13 protein-coding genes are annotated in these 17,630 nt (G+C 49.0%); 7 read left to right on the top strand and 6 right to left on the bottom strand.

Annotation, left to right across the window (positions count from 1 at the left end; genetic code table 11):
• Positions 1-89: 89 nt before the first annotated feature.
• The 5 genes from FC96_RS05290 to FC96_RS05270 all read right to left on the bottom strand — a co-directional run bounded on the left by FC96_RS05290 (position 90) and on the right by FC96_RS05270 (position 9,032).
• Positions 90-1,523: a glutamate synthase subunit beta gene (locus tag FC96_RS05290; RefSeq protein ID WP_056942267.1), complete on the bottom strand. Its 1,434-nt coding sequence runs from the start codon at positions 1,521-1,523 to the stop codon at positions 90-92.
• 10 nt (positions 1,524-1,533) lie between these two features.
• Positions 1,534-5,997, bottom strand: a complete 4,464-nt coding sequence (gltB, locus tag FC96_RS05285) for a glutamate synthase large subunit (RefSeq protein WP_056942266.1) — start codon at positions 5,995-5,997, stop codon at positions 1,534-1,536.
• Between the two features lie 290 nt (positions 5,998-6,287).
• A complete protein-coding gene (locus FC96_RS05280) occupies positions 6,288-6,827 on the bottom strand; it encodes a ferritin-like domain-containing protein (RefSeq protein WP_054660208.1) in 540 nt (179 codons plus the stop codon).
• A gap of 12 nt (positions 6,828-6,839) precedes the next feature.
• A complete protein-coding gene (locus tag FC96_RS05275) occupies positions 6,840-7,064 on the bottom strand; it encodes a heavy-metal-associated domain-containing protein (RefSeq protein WP_054660206.1) in 225 nt (74 codons plus the stop codon).
• A gap of 60 nt (positions 7,065-7,124) precedes the next feature.
• A complete protein-coding gene (locus FC96_RS05270; protein ID WP_056942265.1) occupies positions 7,125-9,032 on the bottom strand; it encodes a heavy metal translocating P-type ATPase in 1,908 nt (635 codons plus the stop codon).
• Positions 9,033-9,180: 148 nt separating this feature from the next.
• Between FC96_RS05270 and FC96_RS05265 the strand changes: the two genes are divergently transcribed.
• The 4 genes from FC96_RS05265 (at position 9,181) to FC96_RS05250 (ending at position 13,490) form a co-directional block, all read left to right on the top strand.
• Positions 9,181-10,359, top strand: a complete 1,179-nt coding sequence (locus FC96_RS05265) for a hypothetical protein (RefSeq protein ID WP_056942264.1) — start codon at positions 9,181-9,183, stop codon at positions 10,357-10,359.
• Between the two features lie 65 nt (positions 10,360-10,424).
• The gene (locus FC96_RS05260) at positions 10,425-10,730 is read left to right on the top strand and encodes a hypothetical protein (protein WP_054660198.1); all 306 of its coding nucleotides are present in this window, start codon (positions 10,425-10,427) and stop codon (positions 10,728-10,730) included.
• Positions 10,731-10,867: 137 nt separating this feature from the next.
• Positions 10,868-12,490, top strand: coding sequence for a peptide ABC transporter substrate-binding protein (locus FC96_RS05255; RefSeq protein ID WP_056942263.1), 1,623 nt, complete (start codon positions 10,868-10,870; stop codon positions 12,488-12,490).
• 106 nt (positions 12,491-12,596) lie between these two features.
• Positions 12,597-13,490, top strand: coding sequence for an SDR family oxidoreductase (locus FC96_RS05250; RefSeq protein ID WP_054660196.1), 894 nt, complete (start codon positions 12,597-12,599; stop codon positions 13,488-13,490).
• Between the two features lie 89 nt (positions 13,491-13,579).
• Here the strand turns inward: FC96_RS05250 and FC96_RS05245 are convergent, their stop codons facing one another.
• Positions 13,580-14,470, bottom strand: coding sequence for an ArsR/SmtB family transcription factor (locus tag FC96_RS05245; protein ID WP_056942262.1), 891 nt, complete (start codon positions 14,468-14,470; stop codon positions 13,580-13,582).
• Between the two features lie 242 nt (positions 14,471-14,712).
• Here FC96_RS05245 and FC96_RS05240 point away from each other — a divergent pair, with 242 nt between their 5' ends.
• The 3 genes from FC96_RS05240 to FC96_RS05230 all read left to right on the top strand — a co-directional run bounded on the left by FC96_RS05240 (position 14,713) and on the right by FC96_RS05230 (position 17,266).
• Complete coding sequence (locus FC96_RS05240) at positions 14,713-15,681, top strand: glycoside hydrolase family 43 protein (protein ID WP_056942261.1); 969 nt, start codon at positions 14,713-14,715, stop codon at positions 15,679-15,681.
• Positions 15,682-15,695: 14 nt separating this feature from the next.
• On the top strand, positions 15,696-16,943 hold the full coding sequence (locus FC96_RS05235; RefSeq protein ID WP_082593335.1) for an oligosaccharide MFS transporter: 1,248 nt from the start codon (positions 15,696-15,698) through the stop codon (positions 16,941-16,943).
• 107 nt (positions 16,944-17,050) lie between these two features.
• Complete coding sequence (locus FC96_RS05230; RefSeq protein ID WP_054660194.1) at positions 17,051-17,266, top strand: hypothetical protein; 216 nt, start codon at positions 17,051-17,053, stop codon at positions 17,264-17,266.
• The last annotated feature ends 364 nt before the right edge of the window (positions 17,267-17,630 follow it).

The following is a 17,630-nucleotide window of genomic DNA, read 5'->3' as shown; positions in this document are numbered from 1 at the left end:
TTGGCTGAAACAGCTCGATAAAGCCCGGCTTATCGATTGGGGATAAGCCGGGCTTGACGGTGGTAATGGGTTGTTTTCAGTGAGGGTCCTCACACCTGACTGCTAGCCATCATTTCAAATGACGCGTCGATTTTTTCAGCACACATTCGGCCCTCATAGATGCCCCAGATGACGAGGCTTGGGCCGCGGTGGCAGTCACCAGCAGTGAAGATCTGGTTATCATTGGTGGTGTAATCGTCGTTCATCTTAGTGATGCCCAAGGCGTCTAATAAGGGTTTTTCCGCTCCGGTGAAGCCCATGGCTAGCAAGACCAGGTCAACGTCAACCCGGCGTTGCGATCCAGGAATTGGCTTAAAGTGGTCCACGTCGCTGATTTCAGCGCCAGTTAGCTGACCGTTTTCACCAAAAAACCGGGTGACAGTTTGTGAATAGGTTGTGATTTCCCCGAATTTTGCTTGGGCTTCCAGCTGACCGTAGCCATTTTTAAGGACCATCGGCCATTCTGGCCACTGGTTTGAAGCCAGTCGTTCAACGGGTGGTTTAGTCCCGATTTCCAGTTGGATCACGTTAGCACAGCCTTGACGAATGGCTGTCGCAATACAGTCATTTCCGGTGTCACCACCGCCTAAGACCAACACCGTTTGACCAGCGAGGTCGTGAGTGGCTTTAGGCCCATTTTTAAGGACGCTTCGAGTCGCGGTTGACAGGTAGTCAACCGCCTGATGAATTCCCGTCAACTCACGGCCATCAACGTTAAGGTCTCGGGCCTGGCGAGCGCCGACGCAGACAATGATGCGATCGTATTCGGCTTTTAACTCGGCTATGGTGATGTCGGTGCCAACTTCAGTGTTCAAAACAAACTGGATGCCAACGTCGCGCATAGCTTGAATGCGGCGTTCAACGATGGTTTTCGGCAGCTTCATGTTTGGAATGCCATACATGAGAAAACCGCCAGCGTGGTCGGCGCGTTCATAGATGGTGACAGAATGGCCAAGTTGGTTGAGCCGCCATGCTGCAGAAATTCCTGCGGGGCCGCTACCAATGACGGCAATGCGACGACCAGTTCGTCGGGCAGGTTTGCCAGATTCAACAACCCAGTCGTTTTTAAAGGCCGTTTCAATAATGTATTTTTCGTTATTTCGGATGGTGATCCCTGAGCCGTTTAGAGCCTGAACACAGGCCACTTCACAGGGGGCTGGACACACCCGGCCGGTCATATCAGGCAGGGCGTTCGTCTTGGTTAGTCGGTCGAAAGCTTCGCGATCCCGGTCTTTGTAGACCAGGTCGTTCCACTCTGGAATTAGGTTGTCGTTCGGGCAACCACTAACAGCTCGCCCGCCAGCGTAAAAGATACCATGGTGGCAAAAGGGAATCCCGCAGTTCATGCAGCGCGCCGCTTGTTGCCGACGGTCGGCCTCGTTAAGGTCGAGTTCCATGACGTTGAAGTCTAAAATTCGGTCCTCAATGGGCCGCATGGGATTGTCTTGTCGTTCATATTTCAAAAAACCGTATGGATCAGCCATAAAATGCCTCCTAGTTCTGTCCGGTTGCTGCATTAAAGGCCTCTTGGACGGCGGCGTCGGTTGCGAGACCTGCTTGACGGAACTGTTGAATGTAATCCAACATCCGGTGGTAGTCCCGTGGATAGACCTTGATAAAGTGCCGTTTTTCCGTGTCCCAGTTGGTCAAAATTTTTGCAGCTTGACTTGAGTTGGTGTAGCGGTAGTGATCGCTAATAATGGCTTTAAGGTGCGTTTCATCCGTCGAATCGGTCAGGGGCAATAAGTCGACGAGCTCTTGATTGCAATTTTCAGTAAAATCGTTTGCCCAGTCATAGACATACGCAATCCCGCCGGACATACCAGCCGCAAAGTTTCGGCCAACGCGCCCTAAGATGACGGCGGTTCCGCCAGTCATGTATTCGCAACCGTTGTTGCCAATCCCTTCGACCACGATGGTGGCGCCGGAATTCCGGACGGCGAACCGTTCACCAGCCCGACCATTAAAGTAGGCTTCACCACTCGTTGCGCCAAAGCACGCCACGTTACCCACGATTGGGGAATGGGCGTACAAGTTTTCGGCGTTTTTCGGTGCAGCGATAATGATTCGGCCACCCGACAGGCCCTTGCCAGCGTAATCGTTAGCTTCGCCGGTGAGCGTCAGTTCGAGCCCTTGCGTGATAAAGGCCCCAAAGCTCTGTCCGGCAATCCCGGTGTAGTGGTAGTTAAGGAGTCCGGGTTTTAGCGTATGGTTACCAAAGTGGCTGGCGACCCAGCCGCCAATTCGGGTACCAGCGGCCCGGTCAACGTTGCCGATTGGTAAGTTCATGGTGACGGACTTACCAGAGGACAAATAAGCGGCACTCATTTGATCAAGTGCAGGCCAATTCGTTTTAGGCTTGAACGGATCGTCGACTTTTCGCTCAATTGGGAGTGTTTTATCAATGATTCGGTCGTAGTTCAAGTTCTTGGCCTTGCCAGATGGGAAGTAGCGGGCTTTTAAATGCTCGCCGTGGCCTACGAGTTCGTTGAGCGTTCGATAGCCCAGCTTGGCCATAATTTCGCGGAGGTCCTGAGCCAGAAAATGCATCATGTTAACCACGTGTTCCGGCTTGCCCGCAAACAGCTTACGAAGCTCCGGATTTTGCGTTGCAATGCCAATTGGACAAGTGTTCAAATTACATTTACGCATCATCACGCAGCCAATCGCAATCATGGTGAGGGTCGCAAAGCTGAACGATTCAGCCCCTAACATAGCGGCAATGGCAATGTCTCGGCCAGTTAATAGCTTGCCGTCTACTTCGAGGGTTGTGCGTTGCCGAAGGCGGTTCATGGCTAACGTTTGGTGGGCTTCGGCGAGCCCCATTTCCCATGGCAATCCGCAGTCTCGCGTTGAGTTCCGTGGAGCGGCGCCCGTCCCGCCATCGTAGCCGGAGATAACGACCGTGTCGGCTCCTGCTTTAACGACCCCGGCCGCAATGGTCCCAACGCCGGTGGACGAGACAAGCTTCACGTTGATTTTAGCGTAGGGGTTGACCTGCTTTAAGTCGTAAATTAGCTGCGCAAGGTCTTCAATCGAATAAATGTCATGGTGAGGTGGTGGTGAAATTAATTGGACCCCAGCGATGGACCCCCGAATGTTGGCCACCCACGGGTAGGCTTTATTGGCGGGTAACTGGCCGCCTTCACCAGGCTTAGCGCCCTGGGCCATCTTAATTTGGATCTCATCAGCGCTCATGAGGTACTCGGTGTTCACACCAAACCGGGCGGTGGAAACCTGCTTGATGCGACTATTGCGGTTTAAACCATCGGGTCCCGTCTTGAACCGGCTGGCCGCTTCGCCCCCTTCACCGGAGTTGCTCATGGCGCCGATTGAATTCATGGCAATCGCAATTGTTTCGTGAGCCTCTTGAGACAGGGCGCCAAAACTCATAGCGCCGGACTTGAAATGTGTCACAATGCTGCTGACCGGCTCGACTTCGTTGATGGGAACGGCTGGCCGATTGCTGGTCACAAGTTCCCAAGTGTCTCGTAAGGTGGTAGGATCTGCTTGAGCCCGTTGGTTCATCGCCGTTGCGTAAGCTTGATAGGCTTGATAATCACCAGTTCGAACGGCCTTTTGAAACTGATAGACCGATTCTGGGTGATAGAGGTGGTATTCGCCGTCAGCCTTGAACTGGAAGCTACCACCGGAAGGGAGATCATCGCTTTTGTGGGTGCTTGTCGTGACCCGGTATTTTGCCAAGTATTCGGTTTCTAGTTGGTCGAGGGTTAAGCCACCAATTCGGCTCATGGTACCTGTAAAGTACTGATTGACGAGTGATTCCGACAATCCGATGGCCTCAAACAGTTGCGCCCCTTGGTAACCTGCGATGGTGGAGATGCCCATCCGACTCATGATTTTAATAATGCCGGCCGTTCCAGCTTTGCAGTAGTTGTCGATCAAATCGCCCATGCGGCGTTGCTTGAGGGTGGCAAATGCCCCATACGGATGAATGGCGGCTGCCCCATAACCCAGTAAACAGGCAAAATGGTGAATTTCGCACGCTTCAGCAGTGTCGGCTACCAGTGAAACGGCAGCGGCTTTACCCTGGCTAACGAGGTAGTTGTGCAGACCAGAGACGGCCAGTAGGATTGGGATACTGAGCTGGTTTTGCCCCACAGGTCGGTCGGACAACACGAGAATGGTGCTGCCATCGTTAATGGCATTTTCAGCTCGTGTAAACAAGTGGTCGAGAGCGTGCATGAGGCGGTTGGGCGTCTCTGTTAGGTCGTAAGCTAACGGAATCTTAGTGACCTTGAGGGTGGGCAGGTCTAATCCGAGCACCTTCGCATAATCAAGGTCCGATAGAATGGGCTGACGAATTCGCAGTTTTTGGCAGTTTTTCGCCGTTGTCTGAGTGACGTCATCGTCACGTCCCAAGTACAGAGCGGTACTAATGACGTCCTTTTCACGAATCGGGTCAATTGGCGGGTTTGTCACTTGGGCAAAGGCCTGTTTGAAGTACGTGAACAGGGACTGTGAATGGTGGCTTAGAACGGCCAACGGTGAGTCAAAGCCCATCGCAACAGTGGGTTCGTGGCCGTCTTGAGCCATTGGAATTAAATCTGTTTCGATCACTTCTTGGGTGTAGCCGTTTCTCAACCAGAGGTCCTGTAAAGCCGCCTCGGATAATTCTGGTTCCGGCTTAACGTCCGGGAGCGCTTCTAAGGGTAACAAATTAGCGGCTAGCCATTGTTCGTACGGATACTGATTGGCATACTTGGCCTTTAGCTCATCGGATCGGTATAACCGGCCCTCGTGCGTGTCGACCAACAGCATTTCAGCGGGGCCTAAGATGCCTTTTTCTTGAATGTCACCGGGGTCAATGTCCACGACGCCGGATTCAGAAGCGACCACCAAGAGATTGTCCTTGGTTAACGTAAACCGCGATGGTCGTAACCCGTTCCGGTCGAGGTAAGCGCCAACTTGAATCCCGTCGGTGAAACACAGGGCTGCGGGGCCGTCCCAAGGAGTCACAAAACTGGCATGATACTCGTCAAAAGCGCGCTGAGCGGCCGATAGTTTGGGGTTCGCTTCAAACGCTTCTGGGACTAACATCAGCAACGCTTCTGGAATCGTGCGACCGTGGCGGTAGAGGTATTCCATGCAGTTTTCTAGCTTGGCAGAATCAGAAGCCGCCTCGTCGTAGATCGCAATACCGTGGCTTGTCATCCAGTTTTCGGCGCCTTTTAGGGTGTTGATTTCACCGTTATGAGCTAGGAAGCGGTACGGTTGCGCCCGGTCCCAACTGGGAAACGTGTTCGTAGAAAAGCGAGAATGAATGAGACAGATGGCACTTTTTAAGTTAGGATCATGCAGATCAGGGTAAAATAGTCCCACTTGATAGGCGTGTAATTGGCCTTTATAAACGATTGTTTGACTGGACAGTGAGCAAATGGAGAGGCTTGACCGATCGAAGGCTTTTTCTAAGTCGCGTCGTAAGAAGTATAGTTGGTCTTCAAATGGCCGTCCTGGTTGAACGTCAGCAGGGCGCTCAATAATGAGCTGAACGAATCCGGGCATGGACTGTTGGGCGCCTGGCCCGCAGTTTTCGAAGATAAAGGGAACGGTTCGTTCGCCAAGGACCGTAAAACCGTTGAGCTGAATTTGCTGTTTTGCAGAATCTAAAACGGCAGCGCGCTCACTTGAATCATGTGCTAAGAATAATTGAGCAACGGCGTAATCGCCGGCTGCTGGCAAAGTCAATGATTGCTTGGCAAATGTCTGACGAAAAAAGTCGTCGGGCAGCGCCATCAGGATACCAGCACCATCGCCGGTATCGGGTTCGGCCCCCGTACCACCCCGGTGATTCATCCGCTGGAGCATCGTGAGCCCTTGTTCGACCAATTCATGGGATGCTTGACCATCCACCTGGGCGATGAAGCCCATCCCACAAGCGGCGTGCTCAAACGTGGGGGAATACATTGTGTGCGTTAACGGCAGTTGTTTAGACATATTGTGACCACCCTCTGTTTAAATGAGAACTCAAAAAAGTTTTCTCTAATCTTATTCTCATTTATCGGGTTTAGCAATCTTTTTAAGTATATATTCCTAAAGTGTATAAAAATTAGGAGATTCCCTTGATAATGAGCTAAAAATTCCGACAATTTGCTACGGTGTGGGAAAATCGGGTGAATGGGCAGGCGGGGTGACGAAACGGACAATCGGCTAGGAAATAATGCCGTGACAAAAAAAGACCCAACGCTAGTGAACCTTAAAGCGTTGGGTTTAGTAGCACTTGGTGATTAGTCGTCGTCTTCTTCAACTAACCCGTCCCAGGCGTTGTGACCCAGAACAGCTTGAAGTTGGCGGATACTATGATTGTTATGGCTCAAAAGCGTGGTTAAGAGCGCAGCCATAGCGGGGCGATCTTCGTTATTGGCCAATTTTATTGCCCGGGTAATAAACAGGTTTTGCGTGTTGAGATCGTGAATGGTTTCGTTGACGATATCATCGGCCGGCTTGTACTTAGTGCGACCATCTTCTTCTAGCATGGCGTACTCACCGTATTCGGCGGTGGTTGAAGGCGGCAGTTCATTTTCATCAAGTAGGCTTTCAGCTAGAACGTCGTAATCGTGACGATCCTGCTCAATCAGTTGCTCGTAAAGGGGACGCAATGCGATACTTTGTGGGCCCTTTAAAAACCACTTGGCTTGATGGAGTTTGACGTCAAAGACGTGTAAGTTGGCAACGATGTGTCCGGCCATTGCACCAGCCGTTGGGGTATGGTGATCAAGCTCGGCTTGTTTGATTTCAGCTTGGTATTGCGCTTCTACGGTTGTCATGGGTGAGACCTCCTACTTTGTTTTGATTGTTTTCACAGGGAAGCCGAGTTTATCGACGACGGTTGCTAAAGTCTCAGCATCCGTTTGACTGTCGTCAAAGTCGGCTTTGACCTTACTGGCGTTAAATAGTACCTTCACGGCTTCAACGCCGGGTTGACCAGTGAGTCCCTTTTCGATTTTTGTCATGCATGACGGACAAGTCAGTCCGTCTAGTTGTAAGATTGCGCGTTTTGTCATCATCATGGCCTCCTTTAATTTATAACCAGTTTAGCGCTGGTCCGCCTCTTTGAAATTGATCTAAGTCAAGTCCGTGGTCTTTTGGGGCGCTTTTTTGACGTTGGGCGTGCTACCGAAGCGAATCAGCCGCATGGCGTTAAAAATCACAACGAGAATGCTAGCTTCGTGAACGAACATTCCGCTGGCCATGTAGATAAATCCAGCGATTAATCCGATCAATAAGAACAGTACGACGCCAACGGCAATCACGATGTTTTCTTGCGTATTCAAGACGGTCTTCTTAGCAAGTGCGTAGGCGTGAACAAGGGATTGAAACGACGATTGCATTAAGACCACGTCTGAGGTTTCAATCGCCACATCGGTCCCGCTCCCCATTGCGATGCCGATGTTGGCCGTTGCAATGGCGGGGCTGTCGTTGATGCCATCCCCCACAAAGGCCACGCGGTGACCAGCTTTTTGCATTTGCTTGATATAATCAACTTTTTGTTCGGGTAATAATTCAGCATGAACAGTATCAATGCCAACTTGTTGGGCCACGTTATTGGCCGTGACCTGGTTGTCCCCGGTTAACATGACTAGGTGGCGGGTGCCCCGATCACGTAGTGCTTGCAGTTGCCCCTTAACTTCGGGTCTGACAGCATCGGCAATCCCGAGAATTAAACTAAGCTGACCGTTTACTGCGACTAGAATGACAGAGCTGCCGGTTGCTTGAATGGCCTGTAGGTCAGATTGCTGTGGCGGCGTTAACCCGACTTCATGGGTTGTTAACAAGCGTTCATTTCCAATTAAGACTTGATAATCATCGATGGTCAGCTCGAGGCCCTGGCCTTTAATGGTCCGATCGCTGGTGACGGGTAAGGATTGATACGCTAGTGATTGCGCCTTGGCATACGTCAAGACGGCGTGGCCGAGGGGATGATCGGAGTGTTGCTCACCACGGGCTGTCAACGCCAAGGCAAGTTTGGGATTAGCCGTATAAGCTTTGACCTGTGTGACAGCGGTTTGTCCCGTCGTCAGCGTTCCGGTCTTGTCGAAGACAAAGGTGTCAACTTTGGCAAAGTCGTCCATCACGGCGCCACCCTTGACTAGAATGCCACGCTTGGCGCCGTTTCCGATCCCTGCAACGTTTGAAACGGGGGCGCCGATAACCAGCGCACCAGGGCAACCCAGCACGAGGACGGTGATGGCCGTTTCAAAGTTGTGGGTGAACAAATAGACGAGGACGGCAATGATTAAGACTGCTGGGGTGTAATACTGGGCAAACCGGTCAATGAAGCTTTCCGCCTTCGACTTCGTATCTTGAGCATCTTCTACTAATTCGATAATCTTACCGAATGTGGTGTCTTCGCCGACTTGGGTAGCGGTTAGCGTCACGGTGCCGTTGCTCAACATCGCACCCGCAAAGACTGAATCACCGGGGCGTTTTGAGACCACTTTGGATTCCCCCGTAATAACGGCTTCGTTAAAGTAGCCGGTACCATCGATAATTTGGCCATCGACTGGCACGTTGGCTCCCGTTTTAACGAGCACGTGATCGCCAATTTCGACGTCGTCAACATCTGTTGTCGTGGTCGTGCCGTCTTCGGCTATCACGAGCGCGGTTGTCGGGGCCATTTCTGTTAGGGTTTTAATGGACTCTCGGGTTTTATTGAGCGTCCGTTGCTCGAGATAGGCACCAAACAAGAATAAAAAGGTAACAATCGCGGATTCGTTATACTCACCGATAATAAACGCGCCGATGACGGCAATCGTGACTAATAGGTCAATACTAATGACGCGAACCCGTAAGGCCTGGTAGGCATGAATCGCAATGGGAACGACCGCAATAATGGAAGCGACCGCCAAAGTCACGTTATAGCCGGCTAGGTTCCCGAACCCGTAGCGACTTAGAAACCCGATAACAATTAGACTAGCTGAAATCACCGTTAAGTCGGTTTGGTGCGATTGGATATAGCGTTGTAGATTCATCAAGAACACTCCCTTCATTTCACAACCCGAGTATACAAAGGATGGTCCAATCTGAACTTGACGGCGATCAAGTTGCTGTCAAGTTTTTTACTCTTGCACATTGTTAGGGTTTCCCGCACAATAGTTGATAGAGTAGTGGAGGGGCAAAATGACGAAAAAAGACTTAAAACTAACCGTGCCAGAAAACGTGGCCAACCAACTGAGAGTTAAGGCGGGTGACCAGGTTCGACTGCGGGTCCGGAATTTTGATGTTCAACTGCAAAGCGATCATTCGGAGGTTTCTTTGTACCAACGAATTGGCTTCTGGTGGTTTGTGATTCCGGCGTTGCTATGCAGTATTTTGTTCAACGTTTTCTACTGGATTCGTGACCAAAATTTAATCCAATTAAATGGTGAAACGTCGATTGGAACCGATGTGATCTTTTCTGGAACAATCGTGGGGACACTCCTATTTACCATCTTTTTTATCCGTGGTCGGCGCCAACAGACCAACGTTTTTTCTAAAAATATCTACTGGCGAAATTTTCCAGCAATTATTGCCTCGTTTGCCGTCATTTTAGGTGTTGCCTTGATCGGCTTCTTTTGGCTATTAAGTAGTATTTTTGCGGGTGCTGCGTTTGATCGGCTCACCGCAACCATCTTAGTTTTTGTGTTCGAAGTCATTGTGAATTACGTGATGATCTTGGCTGCTTTTTCGATGTCTCCCTCAGCGTTGGTTCGGCTATTTACGGCGTTGATTGCCGGTGGTGTCTTGATTTCAATGGCCGCAAATGGTCAACGGCGCTGGTGGCAACATAATTTTAGTTTTTTGGGAACCGACCTCGCTAGTCAGGGTTGGCAATTTAACTTGACGTTGATTGTTTCGGCTTTTTTGTTAGTGACGTTGGTCGATTACATTTTTGTCTCACTGCATCAGGTTTACCCACATTCCTGGCGGCTTAACATTTTACGAGCCATGTTGACGTTCTTGGCTGTTGACGTTGGCGCTGTCGGGTTATTTCCTAACAACCACGAGTATCACTGGCTACATGATCAAATTGCGGGGCTGTTGATTTACATCATCATTGCGCTAATTGTGATGTTGCGCTGGTTACTGCCCCACATGACAAAAGAATTTTTATGGATTTCCTATGGGGTCGGTATCATTTTAGTCGCGGCGGATTTCTTGTTTGACGTTGTCGGTTACTTATCGCTAACGGCGTTTGAGATTATCGGCTTTGTTCTCGTCTTCGTTTGGGTCATGATGTTACTTCAGATTTTGCAGGAGTTAATCGACCGCGGTACGCGGGTTTTTGAAGAAACGCTAGTGGCTGAGGAAGATGAGTAAGTCACCATTGCATTTTGATTCTTCCGCGCGTATGATAGCCCCATATTAAAGGATGGTGGGGTCAAATGACTAAGCAAAAGCAAGGGGTACCTCAATTGTTTGATTTAGTTGATGCAGCCTATAACGCTCATGAGGTTAAGGATGCAACCTTTGAAGCCCAGCTACTGACAGGCGCTAAGCTCATTCAAGCGGATAAGGAGCCAGAGGCCGTTCGCGTGCTCTACGATGCGCTAGCTGCGCTAACGAGTGAGCAGCGTCTCCAGACGAAGTCACTCACGCCACTGCTGGCAACGGTCCAGATGCAACTGGCTAGGAACCGGCAAACGATTGGGACCGGCCTGGGCTTGGCTTACATTGGTAGCTTATTTTAATTAAATAAATGACTGGAATCCGGATGGCGCCATCACGACGTCATCCGGATTTTTATTTTGGGATGGTTGATCATCCGGGACTCTGGTATCATGACAAATAGTTAGTAAGTAACTGGATAATGGAGGAGGAATTTGCGATGAGACAGGGATTAAAACGACTCGGTTTGTTGATGTCAATCTTTGGGGTTGGGATGGTGCTTGCGGCTTGTGGTCAGCAAACCACGACCTCAACGAAAACACTTAACTTGATGCAAACGACGGATTTGACGACGCTAGACAACACAAACCAAGCAACGATGCCAGAATTTAACACGCTCACTAACATTTCCGAGGGGTTGTACCGATTGAATAATCAAAATCAACCAGTGCCAGCGATGGCAACGAAGCTGGTCAAACCGACCAATAACGGGCGAACCTATACGTTTAATATCCGCACCAACGCCAAGTGGAGCAATGGTGATCCGGTAACGGCAGCGGATTTTGAATATTCATGGAAGCGGTCGTTGAACCCGAAGAATAATCCAGTCTATACTTACGTTTTTAGTGGAATTAAGAACGCGGATGCCATCATCGCGGGCAAAAAGTCCTATACGACGCTCGGTGTTAAAGCGTTAGGTACCAAAAAACTGCAAGTCACCTTGGATCATCCGATGACCTACTTTAACAAGCTGGTTACCATGCCGGTCTTCATGCCGCAGGATAAGCCATTCGTTGAAAAAGTTGGTTGGCGCACGTATGGGACGAATGCGGCCAACACGGTCTCAAACGGTGCTTTTAAAATCACGAATTGGAGTGGCACTAGTAATAAATACCGACTGGTTCCCAACACCCACTACTATGATAAAAAGGCGGTGAAGCTTGATGGCATCACCTATACAACCGTTCCTGAAGCGAATACAGCCAGCGATTTGTTTCAGTCAGGGAAGTTAGACGACGCCACCATCTCAGGGGTGACGGCTCGCGGAATGCAGAATAATAAGAACTTGAAGCGGGTGCCTAAGGCGTGGACCTACTATCTGCAGGTTAATCAGCGACACGGACAACCGCTGGCGAACGCAAAAATGCGCCGGGCCATTTCGCTAGTTATTAATCGCCAACAGCTAACTGACAAAGTGTTAGCAGATGGCTCGACGCCTGCTAGCAGTTTTGTGGCGCCAAAAACGGCGATAGATCCTACGACCGGGCGGGATTTTAGTCAGGAGACGAGCACGTCAACAAAGCAGGACGTTCGAACGGCTAGAGCCCTTTGGCGTCAAGGCCGGCGGGAGTCAGGGCAAACGGGAACCGTTAAGTTAAGCTTAATTGGCGATGATCAGGGTGTCACCAAGAATGTCGCGCAGTTTCTCCAAGGTCAGATTCAGCAAAATTTAGCCGATACTGAGATTAATATTAGCAACTTACCGGAAAAAGGACTCTCAAGCCGTAAAACAGCGGGGCAGTTCAACTTGAGTCAGTGGTACTGGCTGGCCGACTTTGCGGACCCCATTAATTACCTAGGTATTTTGACGACTGGCAATACAATGAATCCGGGCCATTTTAGTGATTCAACCTATGATCAGTTTATTAAAACGGCTCAGGCTACTAATCGTAAAACCACGTACTGGCGGTCGTTGAGGGCCGCTGAAAGCCGACTTCAGGCGCGCACTGGGGTGATTCCGTTATACTACGTCAAAGAAGCCCATCTTGTGAACCCGAAGTTAAAGGGCGTCGCCTACCATGTCGCGGGCTTTGCAGATTATACGCGAAGTTATTTAGACTAAGGGCGGCGCGGTGATTCGAAATGTCGATTTTAATGAGCAGAAAACTTCAAATTAGGGCCTAAATTAGATACGCTTACTGTAATCCATAAGAAAGCGAGGAATACAGATGACCGATCCAATTTTGAAGGACCCACGAAAGCTTTACTACACGGAGAAATTTGCCAAGCAAGATCAGGACACCCCAGCGTTGCAACAAAAGATGACGCCAGTCCCAGATACTGGTGAAGAAAGCTATACGGGACACAACCAGCTCGAAAATCGGCGGGCCTTGGTTACCGGGGGCGATTCAGGCATCGGCCGGGCCGCTGCCATTGCCTTTGCCAAAGAAGGGGCCGACGTTGCCATTCAATTCTTCCCGGGTGAGGAAGCTGACGCTCAAGAGGTTCAAGCAGCGATTGAAGCAGCGGGCCGGCAGGCGATTCTGATTCCAGCTGACTTACGAGATGACCATGTGACCAGTAAGATTGTTGACACTGCCGTGGAAGGACTAGGTGGGTTAGACATATTAGTGTTAAATGCCGCCCAACAGATTGCCCACCCGGCCATTGAAGAGATTACGACCAAGCAGTTACAAGATACCTTTAACGTGAATATCATTTCGATGTTTACGTTGGTTCAAGCAGCGCTACCACACTTGCCAGCCGGAAGTAGTGTTGTGACGACTACCTCGGTTCAGGCGTTCGATCCGTCGACTACGTTGCTCGACTATGCCGCCAGCAAAGCAGCCATTGCTAACTTTACGGTCGGCCTTTCTAAGCAGTTAGCTGAAAAGGGGATTCGGGTTAATGGTGTGGCGCCTGGCCCAATCTGGACGCCGCTTCAACTTGACCACGGTCAACCGCAAGAGGCGATTCCGGAATTTGGTCAGAACGCTCTGATGGAACGGGCTGGTCAACCCGTTGAACTGGCCCCAGTCTACGTGTTCTTAGCGTCAAATGCCGCGAGTTATGTGACCGGCCAGATTTATGGTGTGACAGGTGGTCAACCGATTAACTTATAAAGTGAAGATGATGCACTAGGTGTTATTGTGTCCTAGTCGTCAAGAAGCCACGTTCGCTGAAGTGCGAACGTGGCTTCTTTGTCGTGGGCTTAACTATAAAACAACTTCAAATTAATATCTTGATCATAGTTACCGAACCCCTTCCCAAAAATGGTACAACCGCCTGAATTTTCAGCGTCTGGTTTAATGGCGAACCGAATCTTGAAAGTGGTTTTGGATGTATCTAAATCACCTAACGAGACGTTGGTAAAGGGTTGACCATCCAGGTAGGAACCGTGATCGGTGATCCGAAGAATTTTTTGAATCCCGTATTGGTTGACGTTGTCAGGAACCCAGGCTGGCGTGTATTTACCACGGGTATCGGAAAAGTCACCGGGACTGGTCCAGGTGCCAATTTCGACGTCGTTAATGTAAAAGGTGATGTCTGAGGGCCAGACATTGTTAGAGAAGGGGAACTCTGAACCGAGCTCCATCGATAGGTCTAACATCTCCAAATGGTCGTTTTTCTGTAGATAATTAGGGGCTTGATACTCGACGAATCCCTTGGAGTACCAAATCATGCCGGCTTCCATTCGTTGGGGGTCCATGAAATAAGTGGGGTTATCCACCTTACCGATATAGGCGGTTTTACCAGCCAATCCGCAAGAGGGCTCGACCGAATAGGCCGTGTAGTGCCCAACTGGGATATCGGTTTCGTAAACGTCAAAGGATGGGTAGATGCGTTCGGGGAAGCGAACAGAAATATTATCCACTTTTAATCGGGATACCTTACTGTGTCCCTGTTTTTCAAATGTAATGATGTCGGCATCCGCCAGAATTTGTAAGTGCCGCAACGTGATGGTGTTACTCAAACCAACCCGATTTGCGAGATCTTTCACATTTAATTTGTCATGAGACAGAATCTGAATCATCTTCAATCGCACTGGATTCGCCAATGCTTTATACACATTTAATGAATTTTCCGAAATATCTAGCTGCAAACCAGCCACCTCTTTTGGAACACTTTTTAGTTAATCTTATGTGTTAAGAATAACATTATTAGCAATCAAAAGATACAAAAACTAAAAATACGGGCTTTTTAAGTGATACATATGTTTATCGTAAGCGAAAAAATAATCAAAAAGTCTTAAAAAGGTATTGAAAGCGGTTACTATTCGTTTTAGACTGTTGCTTGTTAAGAAAACAACAACAAGACTAATGAGCTAAAGGAGAAAATGAATAAATGGCAGAAACATACATTAACCCGCTGATTATTCAACGGGCGGATCCGTACATTTATAAGCATACGGATGGCTATTACTATTTCACTGCGTCGGTGCCGGCGTACAACTTGATTGAAATTCGGCGCGCTAAGACGCTCAATGGGTTAGCCCACGCTGCACCGCGAACGGTTTGGCGGAAACATGAAAGCGGTGCCATGAGCAAGTTAATTTGGGCGCCCGAGCTCCACTTTATTGACGGTCACTGGTTCATTTACTTTGCGGCAACGGATACGGAAGAACTTGACGAGCTGGGGATGTTTACCCACCGGATGTATTGTATCGAATGTGACGCCGAGGATCCGATGGCTAGTGAAGATAACTGGGTTGAGCGGGGACAGGTTAAAACGGACAAGGATACCTTTAGCCTAGATGCGACGACTTTTGAGCACAATGGCAAACGGTATTACGTTTGGGCGCAAAAGGACAAGGCGATTAAGGGGAATTCTAATTTGTACATTGCCGAAATGGCCAACCCATGGACGCTCAAAACAAAGCCGGTGATGTTATCCAAACCGGAGTTTGATTGGGAAATCAAAGGGTTCTGGGTCAACGAAGGGCCAGCTGTTTTGCACCGAAATCACAAGTTTTTTATGACCTATTCAGCCAGTGCGACTGACGAGAATTACGCCATGGGGATGTTGACCGCTGCGGATGATAGCGATCTGTTAGATCCTGCTAGTTGGCAAAAATCGCCGAAGCCGGTTTTCCAAAGTGACCTGAGCACTAATCAGCTAGGACCAGGGCATAATTCATTTACGGTTTCAGAAGATGGGCAACAGGATATCATGGTGTACCACTGCCGTAACTACAGTGACATTAAGGGCGACCCGCTGTACGACCCTAACCGGCACACGCTAGTGAAACCCTTTAGTTATGACGATAACGGCTATCCGGTATTTGGTAAGCCAGTTCCTTACAACTACTTATAGGAGGTTAGATGGATATGGATAAATCAGCACAACCGAAAAAGAAGGATTTCTGGGGCTTTCCCCTGACCCACTTTACGTACTTCTTCCAGTGGCAAATTATCAACGGGTATTTGACCCTTTGGCTTGAACAAGTTGGCCATTTAAACGGGGCAACAGCTGGGATGGTCTTCTCAATGATGGCCGGAATTTCGCTATTATTCCAACCCGCTTTCGGGGTGATTTCGGATAAATTGGTCTTCAAAAAGAACCTGATCATCACTATTGCGGTTGCTTCAATGTTGATTGGACCGTACTTTCAATGGTGTTTCATGCCATTATTAGGGATTAGTCCCACATTTGTCGCCATTGTCACCGGTATTTTCCTGAGCTTTATCTTCAATGGTGGGGTATCTGTTATTGAACAGTACGTTCAACGGGCTGCATTGGCGAACGGCTTTGAATATGGTCACTCTCGGATGGGGGGTTCCTTAGCCGGGATGGTCGCTTCATTTGTCGGGGGCCAGATTTTCTTGATGGCACCGAACTCAATCTTCTGGGCAAACAGTGTGATGGGGCTATGTTTAACACTGCTCTTGATCTTTAGCGACAAGATTCATATGGAAAATGCTGCTGCCGCTGGTGGCACGTCTGACGCTTCACTTGATATGAGTCAGATTGGCCAAATCTTCAGAATGCGTAACTTCTGGATTCTGTGTCTCTTCTATGTTGGGACTTCCGCTCTATACGACGTGTTTGACCAACAGTTCATCATTTTCTTTAAGACGTTCTTTGACACTGCCGCAGCTGGGACAGCCGCCTACAGCTACATGACAACCGCTCAAATTGGGTTGGAATTCTTGCTGATGTTCCCAATGCCTTGGTTGATCAACAAGATCGGTTCCCGAAATGGCTTGATTGCCTATGGGGTAATCTTAGCCGCACGGATTATTGGTAGCGCTTTAGCACCAAACTTAGCCGTTGTCATCATTCTTCGGTTGTTAGCCGGGTTTGAAATGCCATTGGTTTTGGTCTCAATCATGAAGTACATTGCTGGCGCGTTCGACGTCCGTGTTTACGCAACGGTTTATGCGTTGGCCTCCAACTTTGCCAAGCAAATTTCCGTCTTCATTTTCTCAACCGTTGCTGGTAACTGGTACGACTCAATTGGCTTCCAACACACCTACATGATCTTAGGGGCTATCGTGGCTGTTGTGACGGTCATCGCCGCCTTCACGTTGAAGAAGGAAGATCCGGTTCAAGCTGGTGAAATTTCAGCGAAATAAACGAGCTAACGGCTTAGGGTCACTTGACTTCCCGTCGAGCATTTGTGATGATTGATTTAACGTGTTAATTAACGTTAACAGATCAAACGATTGGATTGGAGATTCCCATGGAAAAGTGGTTATCTAAGGTTGTCAGTGACACCATTATCGTCCTGCAAATCATTGTTGGATTGCTGGTTATTCGCGGCATTTACGACTTGGTGACGATTGAAACGTTACAGTGGTTTGAGTACTTTAAACTCTTTTGTCTGGGGACGCTCTTTAGCTTTTTGGCCTTTGGTCTCTTTGAAGGCGCTCAGGAGTATTTTAGAAATCATCAGTAATTTGAATCGGTTAAACGAAAAGGTCGAGGTATCCGGCAGATGTAAAGGATACCTTAAAAGTTAAAGTGAATATTGTTTGTCTTTTCTAGGCGGTCAATTGTCGATAATCTATCGGTGATTGGCCGCCTAGTTTCATTGGTGCCGATGTCATGGAGGTGACCGAATGAATTTGTAGCGGGGTCATTGGTTGAATTCGAAGTCATGCTTCAAAGTAGGGGCAGCTATGGTGTGTTTGTTCTCAAATCGACCTTTAGTTCGGTAATTTAGATCATCGAGGGATTGATACTAAGCTGTTCAAGCGTCGGTAATCTCTACTTGTCGTCATTTTAGCATAAATTGATACGAATAGAGATTACCGTAATCA

The sequence above is a fragment of the Secundilactobacillus kimchicus JCM 15530 genome, from assembly GCF_001433995.1.
In the GTDB taxonomy this organism is placed as follows: domain Bacteria; phylum Bacillota; class Bacilli; order Lactobacillales; family Lactobacillaceae; genus Secundilactobacillus; species Secundilactobacillus kimchicus.
Note: the sequence above shows the minus strand (reverse complement) of the source record. Positions and strands in the feature narration are given on the sequence as shown.